This window comes from Lentzea sp. NPDC092896 (assembly GCF_044754905.1).
In the GTDB taxonomy this organism is placed as follows: Bacteria; Actinomycetota; Actinomycetes; order Mycobacteriales; family Pseudonocardiaceae; genus Lentzea.
Map to the genome: position 1 here is coordinate 363,131 of NZ_JBIVPX010000009.1, position 21,677 is coordinate 384,807.

Sequence of the window (21,677 nt, forward strand, 5' to 3'; positions counted from 1 at the left end):
GCCTGTTCCGCTGCCGCCCGCGAGCCCCAAGGCCGTCCCCAACCGGACCGCCCCCGACTCGGATGGCGCAACTCCGCGTTCACCCACCTGGGTTCATCAGGCAAAAGGCCGTGTCTAGGCGTTTGCTGGACCGATAACTGTTTCGATCCTGATGGCGAAGCTCACGGCTCCCGCCAGCGCGAGGAGTGGCATAGTCGCCCGCAAGTTACTCCTTGGTAGCCCACGCTTTACCCCGCTTGGGAGGTCTGCAGTGGCGCGCGAAATCAACACCGTCGGAGTCGTCGGCTTCGGAACCATGGGCGCGGGCATCGTGGAGGTACTCGCGCGCACCGGGCTCTCGGTCAAGGTGGTGGAAGTCGACGCGGCCGGTGTCGAGCGCGGGCTCGGGCACCTGGAGCACTCGACGAAGCGGGCCGTCACGCGGGAGAAGCTGACCGCGGACGAGAGCGCCGCGCTGCACGGCCGGGTCACCACGAGCCTCGACCTGCAGAGCTTGAAGGACTGCGATCTCGTCATCGAGGCGGTGCCGGAGAGCGTCGAGCTCAAGGCGCGGATCTTCCGTGAGCTGGACGAGATCCTCGCGCCCGAGGCGATCATCGCGTCCAACACGTCGTCGCTCTCGATCACCGAGATCAGCGTGGTGACGAAGCGGCCAGGCAAGGTCGTGGGGCTGCACTTCTTCAACCCGACGCAGGTCCTCAAGCTGGTCGAGGTCGTGCGCACGGTCGTCACGGAGCCGGACGTGATCACCGACGTGGTCGCATTCACCGAACGGCTGGGCAAGTCGCCGGTCGTGATCGGGGACCGGGCCGGCTTCATCGCGAACGCCCTTCTCTTCCCGTATCTCAACCACGCGGTCAAGATGCTGGAGTCCCGGTACGCGACGCGCGAGGACCTCGACGCTGCCATGCGGTACGGCTGCGGTTACCCGATGGGACCGTTGGCGTTGCTGGACCTCATCGGTCTGGACACGGCGTACGAGATCCTCGACACGATGTACCACCAGTCGCGCAACCGGTTGCACTCGCCGGCGCCGCTGCTCAAGCAGATGATCACGGCGGGGCTTCTCGGCAGGAAGACCGGCCGCGGTTTCTACACCTACGACGGGCCCGACTCGCCGGTCGTCGTCAAGGACGTGCAGACACCGTCCGAAGTGGACAGCGCGACGCAGACCCGTGAGGTTCAGCGGGTCGGTGTCATCGGCACGGGCACGATGGCGACGGGCATCGCCGAGGTGTTCGCCAAGCGCGGGTACGACGTCGTGCTGCGGGCGCGCGGTCTCGACAAGGCGGAGAAGGCGATCGGCGCGGTGCGCAAGTCGCTCGACCGCGCGGTCGGCAAGGGAAAGCTGTCGGAGCAGGACCGCGACGCGACGCTCGCCCGCATCTCGCCCGCCGTGGAGTTCGTGGAACTGGCGGACTGCGACCTGGTCGTCGAGGCGGTGGCCGAGGAGATCGGGATCAAGAAGGAGGTCTTCGCGGCGCTCGACGAGGTGTGCAAGCCCGGCGCGGTGCTCGCGACGACCACGTCCTCGCTGCCCGTCATCGAGGTCGCGGCCGCCACGAGCAGGCCGGCGGACGTCGTGGGCCTGCACTTCTTCAACCCCGCGCAGGTCATGAAGCTGGTCGAGATCGTGGAGACGATCTCCACGGGCGCCGACGTGGTCGCGACGGCCCGCAAGATCTGCCTCGACCTCGGCAAGCACCCCGTGCACTGCGGTGACGTGGCCGGTTTCATCGTGAACGCGCTGCTCTTCCCGTACCTCAACGACGCGGTGAAGATGCTGGAGGCCCACTACGCCGAGGGCGACGACATCGACAACGCCATGAAGGTCGGCTGCGGATTGCCGATGGGACCGTTCGCGCTGCTCGACGTCGTCGGCCTGGACGTGTCGCTCGCGATCCAGCGCACGCTCTACAACGAGTTCCGCGAGCCCGGCTTCGCGCCGGCGCCGCTGCTGGAACACCTGGTCACGGCCGGTCGCCTCGGCCGCAAGACCGGCAAGGGATTCCGCGACTACTCGTGAGCCGCTAACAGGGGCACCATGTCGCGTCTGGCATGGTGGTGGCATGCGGCGACTGGTGCTCCTGTTGGCTGTCCTCGTGCTCGCGTCCGGCTGTGCCCGTGCGACCGTCGGGGGCAGTCCGGTCGCGCAGGCGCCGCTCGACGTCACCTCCCCGTTCGACCAGGAGGGCTCCACGGATCCGAGCACGGACCCGAGCGAGTCGCAGGACCCGGAGAGCTCGCCGATCGACGGTGAGATCACGCCCACCTGCGCCAAGCTGAAGTGGACCGACCTGCCCTACCCCGGCGCCAAGGCCGAGACGCCGCCCACGCAGATCAACTACGACTCGACGTTCGAGGAGTCGTGCCGGTGGACGACGAAGATCGACGACGTCGAGGTCGGCGTCTCCCTGCGCTACCGCGAGGGCAAGCAGATCACGATCGAGCGCACCACCGGTGACTGGGACGTGAAGGGTCACAAGGTCATGTACCTGGACCGTTCCGACGAGCAGGACGTCGAACCGTCGTGCGTGCTGGCCCTGCCCTACAACGGTGGCGGGCTCGGGATCATCATCATCGACTCGTCCGGCAAGTTCGGCAGCGTCTGCGACCAGGGCCGCAAGGTCGCCGAGGTGCTGATCGACCGCGAGACGGCCTAGTTCTCTCCCGCGGTTCGCCAGGGCTTCAGCTTGTCCGGGTTGCGCACCGCCCAGATCCTGGTGATCCGGTCGTTCTCCACCTCGATCGCCGCCACCGTCACCGCGACACCGTCGTACGTCGCCACCAGGCCCGGCCTGCCGTTGACCGTCCTGGCGAGGATCGCCAGATCCGGCGCCACCTTCCCGATGCCGACGAGGTAGCGGGCGATCTGCTCGCGGCCTTCCACCGGTTTCAGCACCGTGGCGACCTGGCCGCCGCCGTCGGCGATCATGACGGCCGCCGGGTCCAGCACAGCGATCAGGGCCCGGATGTCCTGCGCCTCCCACGCCTGCTTGAAATCCCGCACCACGTCCGCCTGCCGCGTGGCCGGGATCTCGTCGCGCCGCGACGCGCGAATCCGCCGCCGTGCGGACGTGGCCAGTTGCCGGCACGTCGCGGGGCTCCTGCCGACGATGTCCGCGATCTCCGCGAACGGGAACCGGAAGACGTCGTGCAGCACGAAGCTGACCCGTTCCGCCGGGGTCATCTGCTCCAGCACCACCAGGAACGCCATGGTGACCGACTCGTCCAGGGTGACGCGGTCCGCCGGGTCGGGCCCACCGCCCCATTCCTCCCGGTCCGGGAGCGGCTCTGGGATCCACTCGCCGACGTAGCGTTCCCGCCTGGCCCTGGCCGACCCCAGCAGGTCCAGGCAGATGCGACCGGCCACCCTGGTCAGCCACGCTCCGGGGGACTCGATGGCGTCCCGCTGGTCCGGTGACAGGGCGTACCACCGCGCGTAGGTCTCCTGCAGCACGTCCTCGGCGTCGGCCAGCGAACCCAGCAGGCGGTAGGCGAGGTTCAGCAGCTGCCGCTGTTCGCTCACGATCGCGTGCACACCAGGATCAGCCAACGTCCCCCGCCTCACATTTCCGGCCGCTGCGTCGTCGGACCTTCATGGCCACGCAAACCACCGCAAAACCCGCCAACCTCAAGCTCCTGCACGCCACCGTCGCTCTGCAGACCGCGGCCGTCTTCGTTCAGTCCATCACCGCTGGGCTGATGATGACCCTCCCGTACGGACACGTCCTGCACAGCGCCGGCTCGTACACGTTGTGGGTCGTGACGGTCGTCCACGTCGTCGTCGCGGTTCTCGCGTGGCGGCCGGGCGGCGGGTCAGCCCGGCCCATCTGGTACGCCGTGGGCTTTCTGGCGCTGATCACCGCTCAGGTGTACATCGGCGTGTTCCACCTCACGGCCCTGCACGTTCCCCTCGCCGCGGCGCTGCTCGTCGCGAGCGTGCTCTACCTGCTCCGGATCAGGCGCTAGCCGCAGCAGCCTCCACCGCAACAACCGCCGCCGCCACCACCGGCCGCGGCCTGCTGCGTGCCGCCGATACCGGCCATGGACAGCAGTTTCACCGTGTCGGGATGACCCTCGGGGCAGTTCGCCGGCGAGGACGACTCGCTCATCGGACGCTGCACGTCGAAGGTGTCGTCGCAGGTTCGGCAACGGAACTCGTAGGTCGGCACGGGCCGATTCTACGAGCGGTTAACGTGTTGTCGTGCCACGTCGTAACAGCCCCAAGCCAGAAGAATCCCGTCCCCTTGGAGGGGGCGTCGGCTGGGCGCGCGCCGAGTCAGGCCCGGACGGTGACTGGCTGGTCCGCGCCATCTCGGGCGCGCAGGCCCAGAAGACCTACCGCTGTCCCGGCTGCGACCACGAGATCCGCCCCGGCGTCGCGCACGTCGTGGCGTGGCCGGCGGAGGACACGGGTTCGGTCGAGGAACGCCGGCACTGGCACCAGACGTGCTGGGACTCGCGCGGCCGGCGAGGCCCGACCGCGCGCCGCTGGTAGTGGCTAGAGCCCGACCTGCTCGCGCCACCGCTCCAGCCGGGCCAGGAACTCCTCCGGCTGCTCGACGGGCGGCAGATGTCCCGCGTCCTCGATGCGTTCGCTCGTCGCGTGCGGCAACGTCACGGCGAGCTTCGCGGCCACGTCGGGCGGGGTGAGCTTGTCGTGTTCGCCCACGAGCACGAGCGACGGGACGTCCAGCGACTCCAGCACGTCCGTGGAGTCCGGCCGCTTTGCCATCGCGCGCTGCCACCACGCCACGTCCTCGGCCCGCTGCTCCAGGATCATGGTGCGCACGGACGCCCGTGCGGTGTCCGAGGCGCTGGGGCCGAGCAGGTTCGGCAGCATCGCGTCCGCGAGCCAGTCGCCGACGCCCTCGCGTTCGACGCGGTCCGCCATCGCGTGCCGGTTCGCGACCGCTTCCGGCGCGTCCGCGGTGTGCTTGGTGTCGACGAAGATCAGGCCTCGCACGCGTTCCGGTGCACGCCTGAGCAACGCCATCGCCACGTAGCCGCCCATCGAGCAGCCGCCGAGCACGACGCTGTCGAGCTTCCGTTCGTCGAGCACGCCGAGAACCTGCGACGCGACGGTGTCGAGGTCGGGTTCGCCGTGGCCGCGCAACGACGGCGTCAGCGCGCCCGGCACGTCCCACATCCGCGCGTCGAGCGGAAAGGCGTGCAGCAGCACCAGATCGTCCATCAGCTCTCCCACTCCGACGCCAGCACCGACCACACCTCGAGGTCCTGGCGAACCCCGTGGTGCGGGAAGTACGAGCGCAGCACGCCGTCCCTGCTCATCCCGAGCCGCCGCGCGACCGCGATGCTGGGCGCGTTCTCCGACGACACCTGCCACTCAACCCGATGCACGCCGCGCTCGCAGATCGCCCAGTCGATCAGGATCCGCGCCGCCCGCGTGATCAGCCCCTTGCCCGTCGCGGCCGGCTCCAGCCAGCACCCGACCTCGGCGCGCCCCTGCGGGATCTCCATCACGCGGAACAGCACGCCGCCGACCAGCTCGCCGTCGAGCCAGATCCCGAAGATCCGCCCGGTGTCGGCCGCCGCCTTGTCCGCGTAGCTCTGCAGGAGCTCCCGCGCGCTCTCCAGGTCCTTCGCCTTGTCCGCGAACCCGATGTGCTGCCCGATGAACTCCCGGCCGCGCTCCATGTGCGCGAAGAACTCCTCGGCCTGCCACGGGTCCAACGGCCTGAGCTCGGCGCCGTCGACGCCCAGCGGTTTCGCGAACATCCTGTTCCCCCAAGATGGTGTGTTGTGTCCACACGAATCGTATTGGTGCGTCATGCGGAGTCCGTCCGGCCGCTGCCGGGTGAGCCCGACTACGACGAGCGCCCGCTCACCGACAACGGCTTGGTGGCGGCGGAGTCGCTGGTTCCGCGCCTCGCCGCGTACGCGCCGGCGGCGGTGCTGTCGAGTCCGCAACGCAGGGCCGTTCAGACGGTCACGCCCGCCGCTGACGCGCTCGGGCTCGCCGTGACGACCTGGGCCGAGCTGCGGGAGTGGGAGTCGGGGCTGGTGCCGAGCGCGGACTGGGAGACGCCGTACACCTACAGCTGGGCTCATCCCGGCTTCGCCCACGGGGAGGGGGAGAGCCTCGACGCGCTCACCGTGCGGGCGGGGAAAGCGTTGGCGCGCATGGGTGAGGAGTACCCGGACGGGACAGTGCTCGTCGGGTCGCACGGGACGTTCCTGACACGTGCGCTGATCGCGGCGGGGCTGCCCGCGGACTGGGATCTCTGCCGCACCATGCCGATGCCCGCGATCTACGAAATCACCGTCTGACCTGCGCGGACCCGAAATTGTCGGTGCCGGCTGGGATAATTGAAATCAGGGGTCCCCCTGGGCGGGGGACCCCTGCGTGAGCTTGCGGTACGAGCCTGCTGCGTCAGGACTTCTTGGCCGTCTGCGGGCGTGCGAGCTTGGCCGTGGGGCCGTCGACCTGGGGCGTCTGGGCCTGTGACGCCTGAGCCTGAGCCTGAGCCTGCGATGCCTGGGGCTGAGGCGTCTGGGCCTGGGAGCCCTGCGCCGGCTTGTTCTGTGCCGAGGGCGTGGCCTGCTGAGCCGGGGCGGCCTGCGTGGGCGCCTGAGGCTGGGCGGACTTGTTCGGCGTGGCAGGAGCGGCCTGAGTCTGGGCGGCCTGAGTCTGGGCGGCTTGAGTCTGGGCGGGCGCTTGTGGCTGAGCCTGAGGTGACGCGGGCCGTGCCGGAGACTGAGCGGCCTGCGGAGACTGAGCGGCCTGCGGTGCCTGAGCGGACTGGGCCGGCACCGGAGCGCCACCCTGTCCTTGTGCGGGAGCCGGAGCCGCCGGCTTCTCCTCGTCCACCGGGTCGAGCAGCGGCACGACCTCCTGCAGCGCCGTCCGCACGTTGTGGAGCTGGTGCGAGAGGCGGTTGCGGAGGTTGCGGAGCTGGTCGACGCGCTGGGTGGCGGCGGTGGTGCGGCGGTTGGCTTCCTCGGTGGCCTCGCGGACGCGGCGGTTCGACTCGTCGGTCGCTTCCTGGATGCGCGCGGTGGCCTCGGAGATCGAGTCGTGGCGGCGGCGGTTCGCCTCTTCGGTGGCCTCGCGGACGCGGCGTTCGGCGTCGGCCTTCGACGTGGTCTGCTCGGTGGTGATCGCGGCGCGGACTCGGGCGGCCTCCTCGGCTGCCTCGCGCAGGCGGCGGTCGGCCTCGCCCTTGGAGTTGGCCTCCTGGGAGGCGAGGGTGGCCATGGCCTCGGAACGGCGGGCGGCCATCGCGATCTCGAAGTCCTCTTCGACGGTCACGCGGCGCTGCTCGGACTCGTCGGCGATCTTGCGGGCGGCGGACTCCGCCTCGGAGACGATCTTCTCCGCCTCGTTGCGCGCGGTTTCGAGAACGCCCTTGTGCTCGGACTCCATGGCGCCGCGGCGCTCGTCGAGTTCGGCGATGAGCTTCTCGTAGCGCTGGCGCAGCACACCCGCGTCGGCCTCGGCCTTGGCGCGGATGTGCCCGCCCTCCGCTTCGGCACGGGCCTTGATCTCGTTGGCCTCGTCCTGGGCCAGCCGCAGCATGCGCTGGAGGCGCTCGGAAAGCCCCTCCAGCGTCGTCGGCGGCAGCGACAGGCGCTCCACCTGGTTGCGCATCTCGGTGATCTCCGAGCGTGCGGCTTCCAGCTGGCGCGCCAGATCTGACGTCTGGGAGACGGCGGCATCGCGGTCCGCGGCGAGCAGCCGCAGGTCCGAGTCGAGGCGTTCGAGATGATCCTCGACCTGAGCGCGGTCGTAACCGCGCTTGACGATGTCGAAGCCGGATCCCAGTGGGACGAGGTCACGGTCGTCGGCGAGGCCCATGCCCCTCACGCTACCCGTTCGGGTAACCCCAGAAGGTCACACACCCCGGAATCGATTGATAGCTGTGAGGTGTTGCGCGCGTAGTTCGTGATCCAGCACACCAAGACCTTCTTCGGGCGCAAGGCAGAGCACGCCGACCTTGCCCTGGTGTGCGTTGCGGTGCACGTCGTGTGCTGCCTGGCCCGTTTCGTCCATTGAGTACACCTTGGACACTGTCGGGTGGATCTTCCCCTTGGCCACCAAGCGGTTCGCCTCCCACGCCTCGCGGTAGTTCGCGAAGTGCGAGGAGATGATGCTCTTGAGGTTCATCCAGAGGTAGCGGTTGTCGTACTGGTGCATGTAGCCGGACGTCGACGCGCACGTGACGATCTTGCCGCCCTTGCGCGCCACGAACACCGACGCGCCGAACGTCTCCCGGCCGGGGTGCTCGAACACGATGTCCGGGTCCTCGCCACCGGTCAGCTCACGGATGCGCGCGCCGAACCGCTTCCACTCGCGCGGGTCCTGCTCGTGCTCGTTCTTCCAGAACTTGTAGCCCTCCGCCGAACGATCGATGATCAGTTCGGCGCCCATGGAACGAACGATCTCCGCCTTCTCCGGCGAGGACACGACGCAGATCGGCGTGGCGCCACCGTTCAACGCGAACTGCGTGGCGTACGAACCCAGACCGCCGGACGCGCCCCAGATCAGGACGGTGTCGCCCTGCTTCATGTTGCCGCCGTTGGTCGACACCAGCTGGCGGTACGCGGTGGAGTTCACCAGGCCCGGCGACGCGGCCTCTTCCCACGTGAGGTGCTTCGGCATCGGCATCAGCTGGTTCGACTTCACCAGCGCCAGGTCGGCGAGACCACCGAAGTTCGTCTCGAAGCCCCAGATGCGCTGCTGCGGGTCGAGCATCGTGTCGTTGTGCCCGTCCGGTGCCTCCAGCGGCACGTCCAGACAGTGCGCCACGACGCGGTCGCCCGGCTTCCACGCCGTGACGCCGGGGCCGACCCGGACGACGACGCCGGCCAGGTCCGATCCCACGACGTGGTACGGCAGGTCGTGGCGGCCGCCCAGCTTCTTCAGGAAGCCGAACGTGGACACCGGCTCGAAGATCGAGGTCCACACGGTGTTGTAGTTGATCGCGGAGGCCATGACGGCGACCAGCGCCTCACCCGGCCCGAGTTCGGGCGTGGCCACCTCGTCGACGTGCAGCGACTTGCGAGGGTCCTTGTCCCTCGTCTCCAGGCCCGAGAACATGTCGGCCTCGTCCGCGCGCACTGTCACGCCCCGATAGCTCTCCGGAACGTCCAACGAACCGATGGCGTCCAGCTCGTCGGCCAGGATCGCGTCAAGGATCTTCTGCACGGCGGCATTCCTTCCCTAGTGAGGGATAGTCGCAGGTTGCCGGAGGTTACTCAGGAGTAACCGATTCAGAATCCCGCTTGTGAGGGATTCCACTCGGAAGAGTTGACCGGGCGGCCAACCAAGGAGGAGCATCGAGGGTGTCCGAGAAAGAGAGAGGTGGTGGAGATGACCAAGGCGTGGACCAGGTGGCAGGACTGGACCGAGGTGGCGATCGGTGTTCTGGTGCTGCTGTCTCCGCTCGTCGTGGACACCTCGAACGCGGCCATGTGGACGATGATCGTGCTCGGCGCGCTCATCGCGATCGACGGACTCGTCGACCTCGCCATGCCCGCGATGATCTACGGGGAGTACGTGCAGATGGTGCTCGGAGCACTGCTGTTCATCTCTCCGTGGGTGATGAGCTACAGCGACCTGATGGCGGCCTCGTGGGTCTCCTGGGTCGGTGGCGTGCTCACCGTTGCCGCGGGGGCGCTGGCGATGCCCTCCGCGAACGCGGCGCACTCGGCCGCGGCCCAGCCGCACTGATCAGCCGGAAACCTGTGGGCCCGAGAACGTTCTTGGGCCCACGCACTCGTGGAGGAGACGCGTGGAGGATTCGGCCAAGGAACGCATCCTGGCCGCGGCCGAGGAACTCTTCGCCGGCGGAGGCTTCGACGCCACCCCGACCTCGCGGATCGCCGAACGCGCCGGCGTGCCCAAAGGCCTGGTGCACTACTACTTCAACCGCAAGAAGGACCTGCTCGCCGCACTCGTCACGAGGCTGCCGGACAGCACGGTCGACCACCGCCGGATCGTCGTGGCGGGAGACATCGCCGAGTCGCTCAGAAGACTCGTCGCCGCACTCGACGCTCGCTTGAACGCCTCACCGCTGCTGTCCCACCTGTTGTGGCGTGAAGCGGATACGCATTCGGCGGTCAGAGACGCCATGCAGGCGCGCTACGAGAACGTCGCGGCGCAGATCAAGCAGGTCATCCTCGCCGCGGGAGGCGCGGCGGTGGCGATCAAGGACGTCGAGGCGGCCGCGGCACTCCTCGCGCTGGCCGTCAGCTACCGGCATTCGGTGGCGCGGCACAGCGACGAGGAGGACCCGATCGACCGGGAACTGAGCTTCGTGGCTAACGCGCTGGCTCGACCAGCTCGATGAGCACGCCGCCCGCGTCCTTGGGGTGCACGAAGTTGACCCGGCTGTCCGACGTGCCGCGCCGCGCCTCCTCGTAGAGCAGGCGCAGGCCCTTGGCCCGCAGCGCGTCCGCCGCGACGTCCACATCGGACACCCGGTAGGCGAGCTGCTGCAGGCCCGGCCCGGAGCGGCCGATGAACTTGGCGATCGTCGAGTCCTCGTTCAACGGCGCCAGCAGCTGGATGGCGGTGCCGGCGTGGTCGCCCGGCGCGTGCAGCATCGCCTCGCGCACGCCCTGCTCCTCGTTGACCTCCTCGTGCGCCACTTCGAGGCCGAAGTTGTCGCGGTAGAACGCGATGGCGACGTCGAGGTCGGGCACCGCGATGCCCACGTGGTCGATCGCGGTCACGAATCGAGCGATGTCTGCGTTCATAGCGGGGAAGGGTAACTACGTGATCGGTGCAGGTGCTCCTGTGCGGGGTCTCACACGATTACCGCCCAGTAGCCCCAGGTATGGTGCCTAGTTAACGACCGTTCGCTCTTCCAATGGAGGCAGTTGTGTCCGGTTCCGTGATCGTCGCCGGGGCGCGTACCCCGATGGGCCGACTGCTGGGATCGCTCAAGGACTTCTCGGGCGCCCAGCTGGGTGGCGTCGCGATCAAGGCGGCACTGGAACGCGCGGGCGTGGCCCCCGAGCAGGTGCAGTACGTGATCATGGGTCAGGTGCTCACCGCCGGCGCGGGCCAGATTCCCGCCCGCCAGGCCGCGGTCGCCGCCGGCATCCCGATGAGCGTGCCCGCGCTGACCATCAACAAGGTGTGCCTGTCCGGCATCGACGCGATCGCGCTGGCCGACCAGCTGATCCGCGCCGGCGAGTTCGACGTCGTCGTGGCCGGTGGCCAGGAATCGATGACGCAGGCGCCGCACCTGCTGCCGAAGTCGCGCGGCGGGTTCAAGTACGGCGACGTGACGATGCAGGACCACATGGCGCTCGACGGCCTGTTCTGCGCGTTCGACCAGGTCGCGATGGGCGTCTCGACGGAGAAGTACAACGGCCGCTACGGCGTCACGCGCGAGGAGCAGGACGCGTTCTCCGCGCGGTCGCACCAGCTCGCCGCCAAGGCCGCGGAGAACGGTGTCTTCGAGGCCGAGATCGCACCGGTCTCGATCCCGCAGCGCAAGGGCGACCCCGTCCTGTTCAGCACGGACGAGGGCGTGCGCGCCGACACCACCGCCGACTCGCTCGGCAAGCTGCGCCCGGCGTTCGCCGCGGACGGCACCATCACCGCGGGTTCGGCGTCGCAGATCTCCGACGGCGCGGCCGCTGTGATCGTGATGAGCAAGGCGAAGGCCGAGGAAATGGGCCTCGAGTGGATCGCGGAGATCGGCGCCCACGGCGTCGTCGCGGGCCCGGACGCCTCGCTGCACGAGCAGCCGTCCAACGCCATCAAGGCCGCGTGCGCCAAGGAGGGCATCGACCCCGCCGACCTCGACCTGATCGAGATCAACGAGGCGTTCGCGGCGGTCGGCATCGTGTCCTCCCGTCAGCTCGGAATCTCCGAGGACAAGGTCAACGTCAACGGCGGCGCCATCGCGCTGGGCCACCCGATCGGCATGTCCGGCGCCCGCATCGCCCTGCACCTCGCACTGGAGCTGCAGCGGCGTGGTGGCGGCGTGGGTGCGGCGGCGCTGTGCGGTGGTGGTGGTCAGGGCGACGCTCTGATCATCCGCGTGCCCTCCAAGGCCTAGTGTCCTTGGCCGTGGCCACAGCTGTTGACGTAGCAGGACTGGTCGACCGCGCGCGTGACGGCGAACCGCGCGCGGTCGCCAGGCTGATCTCCCTGGTGGAACAGGGGAGTGCGCAGCTGCCGCTGGTGGCGGCGGCCCTCGCCCCGCACACCGGGCACGCCCAGGTCATCGGCATCACCGGTGCTCCCGGCGTCGGCAAGTCGACCTCCACGAACGCGTTGGTGCGTGCTTTCCGCGAGCAGGACAAGCGCGTCGCGGTGATCGCCGTCGACCCGTCCAGCCCGTTCTCCGGCGGCGCGCTGCTGGGCGACCGCGTGCGGATGGGCGACCACGCCACGGATCCCGGCGTCTTCATCCGTTCCATGGCCACCCGCGGCCACCTCGGCGGCCTGTCCTGGGCGACCCCGCAGGCGTTGCGGGTCCTGGACGCCGCCGGGTTCGACGTGATCATCGTGGAGACCGTCGGCGTCGGTCAGTCCGAGGTCGAGATCGTGGCACTGGCCGACACGACGCTCGTGCTCCTCGCGCCGGGCATGGGCGACGGCATCCAGGCCGCCAAGGCGGGCATCCTGGAGATCGCGGACGTCTTCGTGGTCAACAAGGCCGACCGCGACGGCGCCGACCAGACCGCGCGCGACCTCAAGTACATGATCTCGCTGGGCCGCAGGGACCGCGAAGGCCCGTCGTGGCGCGTCCCCGTGGTGAAGACGGTGGCAGCGCGCATGGAGGGCCTCGACCGCGTGGTCGAGGCGATCACCGAGCACCAGTCGTGGATGGCCGAGCACGGCGAGCTGACCGAACGCCGCCTGCGTCGCGCGGGCGCCGAGATCGAGGCGATCGCCGTCGAACGCGTCCGCACCCGCTTCGGCCCCGTCGACCAGCTGGCCAAGCGCGTGGTCGAGGGTGAACTGGACCCGTTCGCCGCCGCGGAGCTGTTGATCAGCGGTAACCTGCGGCCATGACCGCTTGGGGAGCGCCTCCGCCTGTCGTCATCGACCTCGGCAAGAGCGACACCCGCAAAGTCCTGATCGGCGGCTCGGTCGCCGGGATCCTGGGCATCCTCGCCCTGGTCGGCGCAGTCACCGCGTTCGTGGACGGTGAACCGGTGGGCGGCAGCATCGCCGCAGTCATCGGCATCGCGTTCACCTTCATCGGCGTGATGGCCGTGGTGAAGTGGAAGACCATCTCCCGGCCGCGCAAGCTGATCATCGAGCAGCAGGGCATCCGCCTGGACGACCCGCAGGGCGTGCCGTGGGCCGTCGGCTGGCAGGAGCTGGGCGCGATCTCGATCTCCCGGACCCAGGAGCGCGCGGTCCAGCTCGCGGACGCACTGGTGCGCAGGACCCTGGTGCGCGTCGACCTGCATCCGCGCGATCCGCAGCAGTTCCGGCCCGCGCACCCGACGATGGAGTCGCTGTGGGAGTTCCACCGGGTGCAGAACGGGTACCGGCTGCCGCTCGGTGACTCGGCGGGGTTCATCGCGCCGCTCGACCACGGGCTGCGGACCTTCGCCCCGCAGATCTACCGCGGCGTCATCGACGAGGGCTTCACGGTCGGTCTGCACTGAGCCGCCTGGCCCCTCCAAACAAGACGCACCTCTACTCTCAGTAGTCCCAAAGTTCACTGTTTGCAGTGATGGTCTCCCCCTTGACTACGGTGTGGAGTTACCCTCAGTCGTTCGTACGGTGTCACTTCTATCCCCCCAAGGGGTGAAGGCCGTGGGCGGCAACGTGAGCACGGAACAGCGAGTGCTGGACGTCGTGCTGTCGTTCGCCGAAGTCGACACCCTCCCGGATCTGCTCCGCCACACCGTCGAGTCGGCCTGTGAGCTGATCGGGGCCTCCTACGGCGCGCTGGCCGTGATCAACACCCACAAGGAGCTCACGGAGTTCACCGCCCACCACGACGGGCAGGTGCAGATCACGTCCGGTGATCCGCGCTCGATCGGCCTGGCGGACTTCCTGGGGGCACCGATCAAGGTGCACGGCGAGACGTTCGGCAACCTCTTCCTGAGCGGCAAGGCGGCGTTCAGCAACCAGGACCGCGACATCCTGACCGCACTGGCCACGGCGGCGGGCAGCGCCGTGGAGCACCTCGACCGCTACGAGCAGACGCGCAAGCGTGAGGTGTGGCTGCGCGCCGCCGCCGAGGTGACCACCAACCTGCTGATGGGCACGGACGGCCGTGACGCTCTCTACCTGGTGGCGAAGACAGCGCGCACAACGGCCAACGCCGACTTCGCGGCCGTGGTGCTGCCCGACCACACCGGTGACCTCGTCATCGAGGTGACCGACGGCGGCAGCTACGACGCCGAGGGCATGCGGGTGCCCAAGGAAGGCACGGTCACCTACCGGGTCTACGAGTCCGGCCAGGGCGAGTGCCACGCGGAGGGCAAGGTGTCCGCGGTGCCGGGGCCGTGCGCGGTCGTGCCGCTCAAGATCGGGAAGCGGACGATCGGCGTGCTGATCCTGTCCAAGCCCGAGGGCGAACCCGGCTTCGACGATCCCGACCTCATCGAGGCCTTCGCCGCGCAGGCCGCGCTGGTGCTGGAGTTCACGCGGGCGCGGGGCGACACCGAACGGCTGGCGGTGCTGGAGGATCGCGACCGCATCGCCAGGGACCTGCACGACCTGGTCATCCAGCGGCTGTTCGGGCTCGGCCTCGGGTTGCAGGGGCTGACCGGGACGAGCAGGCCCCAGGTCGCCGAACGGATCACCGGGTTCGTGGAGGAGGTCGACCGCACGATCCGCGAGATCCGCCGCACCATCTTCTCCCTGCAGGAACCGCCGGCCGGGGGCACCAGCCTGCGCGGGCAGCTGCTCAACGTCGTGCACGAGTCCGCACGGCTGCTGGGGTTCGAACCGGACGTGTCGCTCGAAGGCCCGTTGGACACCGTGGTGCCGGACCAGGTCAGGCCCGATCTGCTGGCCACGCTCCGAGAGGCGCTCACGAACGTGGTGCGGCACGCGAGAGCGCAGCACGTTGCCGTCGCCGTGAGCGTCGATCGCACCGTGACGAGTCTTGAGCTCATGGTCAAGGACGACGGCCGAGGCTTGCCGTTGGCTGACGATTCCGGCGGGGCGCCCCAGCACGCGGGCGGGCTCGCGAACATGGCGGCTCGGGCGCGGCGCCACCACGGCGACTGCGCGGTCGACTCGATCCCCGGAGCCGGGGTGAGCGTCACCTGGTTCGTTCCACTGGTGCTGCAGGAGGCGAGATGGCGATAGCGGTGCTGGTGGTGGACGACCACGAGATCGTGCGGCGCGGGCTGGTGCAGTTGCTGGCGCAGGCGGAGGACGTCCAGGTCGTGGGCCAGGCGGACAGCGCCGCGGCCGCTATCGCGCAGGCCCCGCGGCTCAAACCCGACGTGGCGATCATCGACGTGCGGCTGCCCGACGGCGACGGTGTCACGGTGTGCCGGGAGATCAGGAGCCTGGTGCAGCCGCCGCCCGCGTGCCTGATGCTCACGTCCTATTCGGACGATGAGGCGTTGTTCGGCGCGATCATGGCGGGCGCGTCGGGGTACATGCTGAAAGAGGTGTCCGGCAACGATCTCGTCGCCGCCGTCCGCACCCTCGCCTCCGGCGGCTCGCTCCTGCACGCCGGAGTCACGGCCACCGTCCTGCAACGCCTCCGCGGCGGCCCCGAGGAAGATCCGCGCTACGCCGCGCTGAGCCCGCAGGAACGCCGCATCCTCGACCTCATCGCCGAGGGCATGACGAACCGGCAGATCGCGAACCGCCTGTTCCTCGCGGAGAAGACGGTCAAGAACTACGTGTCGTCGCTCCTGCACAAGCTCGGCTTCGACCGCCGCACCGAGGCGGGCGTCTACGCGGCACGACGCAGACGTACCCACCCCGGCGCTTTCTAGACGATCACCAGCCGGCCTGTGCGGCCAGCTGCTGTGCCTTGGCGAGCGGGTTTCCCTTGCTCTCACCGGGTGCCGGCAACGGCACGCCGGGACAGCTCAGGTCCTTCGCCGGCACCACGCCGTCGACGAGGTAGCTCTCCACCACGTCGCTGACGCAGTCGTTGCCGAACCCGTAGATGCCGTGGTCACCCTCGTCCTTCACGGTCAGCATCCGCGAATTGGCGAACCCGGCGTGAGCCCGTTGCGCGCCTGCGAGAGGCGTCGCGGGGTCACGCACCGACTGCACCATCAACGCGGAGTCGACGCCCCTTCCGTTGGGGCGCTTGAGTTGCACGTCCGGGCGTTCCCACCACGCGCACGGGCCGGTGATCTGGTACCCGCCGACGAGCGAGTACTGCCGGACGCTCTTGTTCCCCTCGCGCTCCAACGACTTCCGGTCCCCGCGGAACGGGGTGTCGTTGCACAGGATCGACATCTGCGTGCCCATCAGCGCGTCCGGGTACTGCTGGGGCGCGGCCAGTGACATGGGCAGCGTGCCCGCGATCAGCGCGACCAACTGGGCCGTGCCCTCGAACGAGTCCTTGCTGTAGAGGCCCGCGAAGATCACGGCGTCCAGCAGGACCGGCGTGACGACGGTGCCGTCCGGCAACGTGGCGGGCTGCTCGACCAGCCGTGCGCGCGTGGTCTCGTAGCTCTGCCGCACCTCCTCGGCGGTCTTGCCGAGGTGGAACACGTTGTCGTACTTCGCCACCCACGGCAGGAAGTCCACGCGGAACCGGAGTTCCGACCCGGCCGGGAGGTTGTCGAAGACCTTCTGCCACGACTGCGTGAACTCGGTGTTGGAGTCGAGGACGATCTTGTCGAGGGTCTTCGGGAAGTAGGTGGCGTAGTAGGCGCCCATCCAGCTGCCCGCGGAGTAACCGAGCCAGCTGACCTTCTTGCGGCCGATCACCTGGCGCAGCAGGTCGAGGTCGCGCACGGTCTGCTCGGTGGTGATGAACCTGCCGAGCTCACCGGACTTGGTCTGGCAGAACTTGGCCTGCAGCTCCATGCCGCCGTAGAGCAGGTCGAGGTTGGCCTTGCTCCGGTCGCGCCAGTCGGTGGCGAGCCGGTGCTGGTAGGAGCCGCACGTGACGTTGTCGCTGCCGCCGGTGCCGCGCACGTCGATGCCGACGATCTCGGCGTTCTCACTGAGCTTCGGCCGGTTCAGGTAGACCAGCGGCAACGTGCGACCGGCGCCACCGGGGCCGCCGGGGTTGGTGAAGACCGTGCTCTTCGCCTTGCCGTTCAACGGAACCGTGCGGCTGACCGCGATGGTGATGGTCTTGCCGTTGCGCGGGTTGTTCCAGTCCATCGGTGCGGTGAAGCTGCCGCACTGCAGCCGTTCGAAGCCCGGCTCGTCGGTGCACCGCTGCCACTTGATCTCCTGGCGCGCGAACTCCGTGCTCGCCGAAGCCTGGGGTGTGGCCAGAAGCGTCGTCGCCACGGTCACGGCGGCCGCGGCCGCCAACTGCTTTCTCATCAGAACCCCCTCACCAGCCGAGCCGGGTTGCCAGCGTGCGTGCCTGCTCCAGCGTTCCGGCCTGCTGCTGACCCGGCTCGGGCAGCGGCACGCCGGGACAGGACAGGTCGCCGGCCGGCGTCACGCGGTCGACGAGGTAGCGCTCGACCACGTCGTTGACGCAGTTGTTGTCGAACCCGTAGATGCCGTGGTCGCCCTCGTCCTTCACGGTCAGCAGCCGCGATCCGGCGAACCCGGCGTGCGCCTTGCGCGCACCCTCGATCGGCGTCGGCGCGTCGCGTTCGGACTGCACCATCAGCGTCGGCGTGACGCCGATTCCGGTGGGCTGCTTGAGGGTGACGTTCGGCCGGTCCCAGAACGCGCAGGGGCCCATGAGCTGGTAGTAGCCCAGCAGCGGCCACTTGGCGCCGTCCCGCACCGCGTCGCGTTCCAGGTACCCGCGGTCGCCGCGGAACTCGTTGTCGTTGCAGATGATCGAGTTCATCGTGCCGGTCGCCGCGTCCGGGTAGGACGCCTGCACGCTCATCGGTGCCGGCACCGTGCCGGCCAGTTCGGCGAACTTGCGCGCGGTGCTGTCGAACGCGTACTTGCTGTACTGGCCCTGGACGAGCACCAGGTCCAGCGTGACCGCGTAGTACGTGCCTTCTGGCAGGGTGACGGGCTGCCGGGCGAGCTTCGCGCGCGTCCGTTCGTAGCTCTGCCGCACCTCTTCGCCGGTCTTGCCGAGGTGGTAGATGTCGTCGTACTTGGCGACCCACGGCGCGAAGTCGACGCGAAATCGCCGCTCGAACCCCATGCCGAAGTCGCCGAACACGGAGTTCCACGTGCCGGTGAACTCCGTGTTGGAGTCGAGCACGACCTTGTCGAGCGTCTTCGGGAAGTAGGTGGCGTAGTAGGCGCCCATCCAGCTGCCACCGGAGTAACCGAGCCAGTCGACCTTCTTGCGGCCGATCACCTGGCGCAGCAGGTCCAGGTCCTTCACGGTCTGCTCGGTGGTGACGAACTTGCCGAGCTCACCGGACTTGGTCTGGCAGAACTTGGCCTGCAGCTCCATGCCGCCGTAGATGAGATCGAGGTTGGCCTTGCCGCGGTCCCGCGGATCCGTGGAGCCGAGCGTGTCGAACCCGCCGCAGGTGACGTTGCTGCTGGCACCCGTGCCGCGCACGTCGATGCCGTAGATCTCGGCGTTCTCGCTGAGCTTCGGCCGGTCGAGGTAGACCAACGGCAGCGTGCGTCCCTCACCGCCCGGCCCACCGGGATTGGTGAAGACCGCGGTCTTCGCCTTGCCGTTCAACGGAACCGTGCGGCTGACCGCGATGGTGATGGTCTTGCCGTTGCGCGGGTTGTTCCAGTCCATCGGCGCGGTGAACTCGCCGCACTGCAGCCGTTCGAAGCCCGGCTCGTCGGTGCACTGCCGCCAGGTGATCTTCTGATCGGCCAGGCCGGTCGCCGCCTGAGCCTGTGGGGCGATGAAGAGCGATGTCGCTGTGACGACGGTGAGTGCCGCCGCGATCTTCTTGCGGTACATGCGTTTCCCCCTCCTACCAACCGAGCCGGGTGGCGAGCTGCTGTGCCTTCGCGAGCGAGTTCTGCCCGCTCTGCGCGCCGGGAGCGGGCAGCGGAACGCCGGGGCACTTCAGGTCCGCCGCGGGCGTCACGCCGTCGACGAGGTAGCGCTCGACGACGTCGTTCACACACGGGTTGCCGAAACCGTAGATGCCGTGGTCGCCCTCGTCCTCGACGGTCAGCAGCACGGAGTTCTTGAAGTTCCGGTGTGCCCGCTGCGCCTGCTCGATCGGCGTCGCCGGGTCGCGCACCGACTGCACCATCAACGTCGGTGCGACGCCGATTCCGGTGGGCTGCTTGAGCTTCACGTTCGGCCGGTCCCAGAACGCGCACGGGCCGGCGACCTGGGTGTAGCCGACGAGCGGCCACTTGGCGCCGTCCTGGGCGCCATCGCGCTCCAGGTACTTCCTGCCGCCCTGGAAAGGCGTGTCGTTGCACAGGATCGAGTAGGCGGTGCCCAGCTGGGCGTCCGGATAGCCGGCCAGCGTCTTCGCCTGTGGGGACACCGCACCGGCCAGTTCCGCGAGCCTCTGCGCGCCGTCGGCGAAGCTGTCCTTGGTGTAGAGCGTGGTCCGCAGCACGAGGTCGAGCGTGACGCCGTTGTACACGCCGTCCGGTCGCGTGACGGGCTGCGCGTTCAGCTTGGCGCGGGTGCGTTCGTAGGACTGGCGAACCTCCTCGCCGGTCTTGCCCAGGTGGTAGACGCTGTCGTACTTCGCCACCCACGGCAGGAAGTCGACGCGGAACCGGCGTTCGAAGCCCATGCCCCAGTCGTCGAAGATCGGCTGCCACGGCAGGGTGAAGTCGACGTTGGAGTCGAGCACGATCCTGTCGAGCGTCTTGGGGAAGTAGGTGGCGTAGTAGGCGCCCATCCAGCTGCCGCCGGAGTAGCCGAGCCAGCTGACCTTCTTCTTGCCGAGCACCTGGCGCAGCAGGTCGAGGTCCTTCACCGTCTGGTCGGTGGAGACGTACCTGCCGAACTCGCCCGACTTGGCCTGGCAGAACTTCGCCTGCAGTTCCATGGCGCCGTAGAGCAGGTCGAGGTTGGCCTTGCTGCGGTCACGCGGATCGATCTGCCCGTCGGTGTTGAAGCTCCCGCACGTGACGTTGCTGCTGGCGCCGGTGCCGCGCACGTCGATTCCGATGATCTCGGCGTTCTCGCTCAGCTTGGGCCGGTCGAGGTAGAGCAGCGGGACCGTGCGGCCGGGGCCACCGGGACCGCCGGGGTTGGTGAAGACCGTGGACTTCGCCGTGCCGCTCTTCGGCGTCAGGCGGCTGACCGCGATGGTGATGGTCTTGCCGTTGCGCGGGTTGTTCCAGTCCATCGGTGCGGTGAAACTGCCGCACTCCAGTCGTTCGCCGCCCGGCGGAAGTCCCGGCGTTCCCGGGTCGAAGCACTGCTGCCACTGGATCTGCTGTGCTGGTGCTGCCAGCGCCTGTGGTGCGATGAGCAGGGATGTTGCCGTCACGACGGCAAGTGCCGCTGCGATATTCCTTCGTAGCATTCGAGCCCCCTCCAATGTGCCTACAGCTCATCGGTTTTCGGGACTCCGAACATCCGCTGAAGGATGACTGGCTCGTACGACTTGGGTCTTAGGCCAACGCGGCCAAGCGGCCATGACATGCGTCATCAAGGCTCCGAAAGGCCGAAGGGCCGTCCCCTAGGTGGGAACGGCCCTTCGTGACGCGGAAACTCAGCAGGATTCCTTGTAGAAGTACTTCGAGTTGGCCGACGCGTCGTCCTTCGTGATGGCGACGAGGTCCGTCTCGATGTTGCGCTTGTTCTCCTTGCCGTCGATCGCGGCCAGGGCCTGCTCGACGCCCTGCTTGCCGATCGTGGCGGGGTCCTGGGCGATCAGGGCCTGCACGGTGCCCGCCTGGAGGTCCTGCACCTGCTTCGGCGAGGCGTCGAAGCCGACCAGGTTCACCGCGCCGGTCTTGCCCGCGTTGCGCAGGCCGGTCGCGGCACCCTCACCGCTGTTGAGGTTGGTCGCGAACACACCGATCAGGTCCGGGTTCGCCGCCAGCGTCGCGGTCACCTTCGAGGCCGCGGTGGCGGGCTCGTTGTCGGTGTACTGCTGGCCGATGTACTTGAGGTTCGGGTAGGCCTTGATGGCGTCCTCGAAGCCCTTGGCGCGCGCGTCCGTCGTCGACGTGCCGGCCTTGGTGTTGAGCACCAGCACCGAACCGGTCTTGCCGGCGGCGAGCTTGTTCAGCGTCTCGGCGGCGAGCTTGCCGCCCTGCTCGTTGTTGGACGAGATGGAGGAGACGCCGATCGAGGTGTCCTGGAGCTTGGTGTCGACCTCGACGACCTTGATGCCCGCGTCCTTGAGCTGCTTCATCGGGCCGGCCATGGCCTTGTCGTCGGTCGGCGCGATCAGCACGGCGGCGGGCTTCGACGCGAGGATGCCCGTGACGATCGGGGTCTGCTGGGCCGCGTCGAACTTGGCGGGGGCCTGCGTGTCGAACTCGTAGCCCGCGGCCTTGGCCGCGCCCTCGAACCCGCACTGCATCGAGATGTAGAACGGTTCCGCCGAGATGCCGGGGATCAGCACCAGTTTCTTGTTCGCGGCCGAGTTGCCCGAGTTCGAGTCACCAATCTGCCCACCCCCGCCACACGCGGCGAGCAGGAAAGCGGCTGAGACAGCCACTGCGGAGCGGATCTTCATTGGTCCAG

23 protein-coding genes are annotated in these 21,677 nt (G+C 68.8%); 12 read left to right on the forward strand and 11 right to left on the reverse strand.

The genetic code is table 11. From position 1 onward, the window contains the following. The first annotated feature begins 250 nt into the window (after window positions 1-250). Window positions 251-2,026, forward strand: a complete 1,776-nt coding sequence (locus ACIQF0_RS36595; RefSeq protein WP_401037465.1) for a 3-hydroxyacyl-CoA dehydrogenase family protein — start codon at window positions 251-253, stop codon at window positions 2,024-2,026. A 43-nt stretch (window positions 2,027-2,069) separates the two neighbouring features. Beyond that, window positions 2,070-2,663, forward strand: a complete 594-nt coding sequence (locus ACIQF0_RS36600; RefSeq protein WP_401037467.1) for a DUF3558 family protein — start codon at window positions 2,070-2,072, stop codon at window positions 2,661-2,663. On the opposite strand, the gene sigJ is transcribed toward ACIQF0_RS36600, so the two are convergent. Then, complete coding sequence (gene sigJ, locus ACIQF0_RS36605; RefSeq protein WP_401037470.1) at window positions 2,660-3,529, reverse strand: RNA polymerase sigma factor SigJ; 870 nt, start codon at window positions 3,527-3,529, stop codon at window positions 2,660-2,662. The genes ACIQF0_RS36600 and sigJ overlap by 4 nt on opposite strands. A gap of 71 nt (window positions 3,530-3,600) precedes the next feature. Between sigJ and ACIQF0_RS36610 the strand changes: the two genes are divergently transcribed. Then, window positions 3,601-3,972: a hypothetical protein gene (locus tag ACIQF0_RS36610; protein WP_401037472.1), complete on the forward strand. Its 372-nt coding sequence runs from the start codon at window positions 3,601-3,603 to the stop codon at window positions 3,970-3,972. On the opposite strand, the gene ACIQF0_RS36615 is transcribed toward ACIQF0_RS36610, so the two are convergent. Next, window positions 3,969-4,175, reverse strand: a complete 207-nt coding sequence (locus ACIQF0_RS36615) for a zinc ribbon domain-containing protein (protein WP_360047801.1) — start codon at window positions 4,173-4,175, stop codon at window positions 3,969-3,971. The genes ACIQF0_RS36610 and ACIQF0_RS36615 overlap by 4 nt on opposite strands. 32 nt (window positions 4,176-4,207) lie before the next feature. Here ACIQF0_RS36615 and ACIQF0_RS36620 point away from each other — a divergent pair, with 32 nt between their 5' ends. Beyond that, the gene (locus ACIQF0_RS36620) at window positions 4,208-4,501 is read left to right on the forward strand and encodes a hypothetical protein (RefSeq protein ID WP_319977781.1); all 294 of its coding nucleotides are present in this window, start codon (window positions 4,208-4,210) and stop codon (window positions 4,499-4,501) included. A 3-nt stretch (window positions 4,502-4,504) separates the two neighbouring features. On the opposite strand, the gene ACIQF0_RS36625 is transcribed toward ACIQF0_RS36620, so the two are convergent. After that, window positions 4,505-5,197, reverse strand: coding sequence for an alpha/beta fold hydrolase (locus ACIQF0_RS36625; RefSeq protein ID WP_401037476.1), 693 nt, complete (start codon window positions 5,195-5,197; stop codon window positions 4,505-4,507). Continuing rightward, window positions 5,197-5,742 (reverse strand): GNAT family N-acetyltransferase, encoded by a 546-nt coding sequence (locus ACIQF0_RS36630; protein WP_401037479.1) that lies wholly within the window; start codon window positions 5,740-5,742, stop codon window positions 5,197-5,199. Before ACIQF0_RS36630 ends, ACIQF0_RS36625 begins: the two co-directional genes overlap by 1 nt. Before the next feature lie 24 nt (window positions 5,743-5,766). On the opposite strand from ACIQF0_RS36630, the gene ACIQF0_RS36635 reads away from it, so the two are divergent. After that, a complete protein-coding gene (locus tag ACIQF0_RS36635; protein WP_401037482.1) occupies window positions 5,767-6,294 on the forward strand; it encodes a histidine phosphatase family protein in 528 nt (175 codons plus the stop codon). A gap of 103 nt (window positions 6,295-6,397) precedes the next feature. Here ACIQF0_RS36635 and ACIQF0_RS36640 read toward each other — a convergent pair whose 3' ends face one another. Together ACIQF0_RS36640 and ccrA are read right to left on the reverse strand one after the other, a co-directional pair. After that, the gene (locus ACIQF0_RS36640) at window positions 6,398-7,822 is read right to left on the reverse strand and encodes a chromosome segregation protein (protein WP_401037485.1); all 1,425 of its coding nucleotides are present in this window, start codon (window positions 7,820-7,822) and stop codon (window positions 6,398-6,400) included. A gap of 36 nt (window positions 7,823-7,858) precedes the next feature. After that, window positions 7,859-9,172: a crotonyl-CoA carboxylase/reductase gene (gene ccrA, locus ACIQF0_RS36645; protein ID WP_360047793.1), complete on the reverse strand. Its 1,314-nt coding sequence runs from the start codon at window positions 9,170-9,172 to the stop codon at window positions 7,859-7,861. Between the two features lie 165 nt (window positions 9,173-9,337). Between ccrA and ACIQF0_RS36650 the strand changes: the two genes are divergently transcribed. Beyond that, entirely contained in the window at window positions 9,338-9,697 is a 360-nt protein-coding gene (locus ACIQF0_RS36650; protein ID WP_319977776.1) for an SPW repeat protein, read from the forward strand. Between the two features lie 61 nt (window positions 9,698-9,758). After that, window positions 9,759-10,316 (forward strand): TetR/AcrR family transcriptional regulator, encoded by a 558-nt coding sequence (locus ACIQF0_RS36655; protein WP_401037489.1) that lies wholly within the window; start codon window positions 9,759-9,761, stop codon window positions 10,314-10,316. On the opposite strand, the gene mce is transcribed toward ACIQF0_RS36655, so the two are convergent. Beyond that, the gene (gene mce, locus ACIQF0_RS36660; RefSeq protein WP_401037492.1) at window positions 10,288-10,725 is read right to left on the reverse strand and encodes a methylmalonyl-CoA epimerase; all 438 of its coding nucleotides are present in this window, start codon (window positions 10,723-10,725) and stop codon (window positions 10,288-10,290) included. The genes ACIQF0_RS36655 and mce overlap by 29 nt on opposite strands. 125 nt (window positions 10,726-10,850) lie before the next feature. On the opposite strand from mce, the gene ACIQF0_RS36665 reads away from it, so the two are divergent. The 5 genes from ACIQF0_RS36665 to ACIQF0_RS36685 all read left to right on the forward strand — a co-directional run bounded on the left by ACIQF0_RS36665 (window position 10,851) and on the right by ACIQF0_RS36685 (window position 15,912). Then, window positions 10,851-12,041 carry an acetyl-CoA C-acetyltransferase gene (locus ACIQF0_RS36665; protein WP_401037557.1) on the forward strand — a complete coding sequence of 397 codons (1,191 nt, stop codon included), beginning with the start codon at window positions 10,851-10,853 and terminating at the stop codon, window positions 12,039-12,041. A gap of 11 nt (window positions 12,042-12,052) precedes the next feature. After that, on the forward strand, window positions 12,053-13,003 hold the full coding sequence (gene meaB / locus ACIQF0_RS36670) for a methylmalonyl Co-A mutase-associated GTPase MeaB (RefSeq protein WP_360047787.1): 951 nt from the start codon (window positions 12,053-12,055) through the stop codon (window positions 13,001-13,003). Then, on the forward strand, window positions 13,000-13,608 hold the full coding sequence (locus ACIQF0_RS36675) for a hypothetical protein (RefSeq protein ID WP_401037494.1): 609 nt from the start codon (window positions 13,000-13,002) through the stop codon (window positions 13,606-13,608). Before meaB ends, ACIQF0_RS36675 begins: the two co-directional genes overlap by 4 nt. Before the next feature lie 151 nt (window positions 13,609-13,759). Further along, window positions 13,760-15,268 (forward strand): GAF domain-containing sensor histidine kinase, encoded by a 1,509-nt coding sequence (locus ACIQF0_RS36680; protein ID WP_401037497.1) that lies wholly within the window; start codon window positions 13,760-13,762, stop codon window positions 15,266-15,268. Further along, complete coding sequence (locus ACIQF0_RS36685; protein ID WP_360047783.1) at window positions 15,259-15,912, forward strand: response regulator transcription factor; 654 nt, start codon at window positions 15,259-15,261, stop codon at window positions 15,910-15,912. The genes ACIQF0_RS36680 and ACIQF0_RS36685 overlap by 10 nt, the downstream gene beginning before the upstream one ends. Before the next feature lie 4 nt (window positions 15,913-15,916). Here the strand turns inward: ACIQF0_RS36685 and ACIQF0_RS36690 are convergent, their stop codons facing one another. From ACIQF0_RS36690 to ACIQF0_RS36705, 4 genes are all read right to left on the reverse strand, one after another. Further along, entirely contained in the window at window positions 15,917-17,434 is a 1,518-nt protein-coding gene (locus tag ACIQF0_RS36690) for an alpha/beta hydrolase (RefSeq protein WP_401037500.1), read from the reverse strand. A 10-nt stretch (window positions 17,435-17,444) separates the two neighbouring features. Further along, on the reverse strand, window positions 17,445-18,962 hold the full coding sequence (locus ACIQF0_RS36695) for an alpha/beta hydrolase (RefSeq protein ID WP_401037503.1): 1,518 nt from the start codon (window positions 18,960-18,962) through the stop codon (window positions 17,445-17,447). A 13-nt stretch (window positions 18,963-18,975) separates the two neighbouring features. Continuing rightward, a complete protein-coding gene (locus ACIQF0_RS36700; protein ID WP_401037506.1) occupies window positions 18,976-20,469 on the reverse strand; it encodes an alpha/beta hydrolase in 1,494 nt (497 codons plus the stop codon). 225 nt (window positions 20,470-20,694) lie between these two features. Next, a complete protein-coding gene (locus tag ACIQF0_RS36705) occupies window positions 20,695-21,669 on the reverse strand; it encodes an ABC transporter substrate-binding protein (RefSeq protein ID WP_401037508.1) in 975 nt (324 codons plus the stop codon). Between the last annotated feature and the right edge of the window lie 8 nt (window positions 21,670-21,677).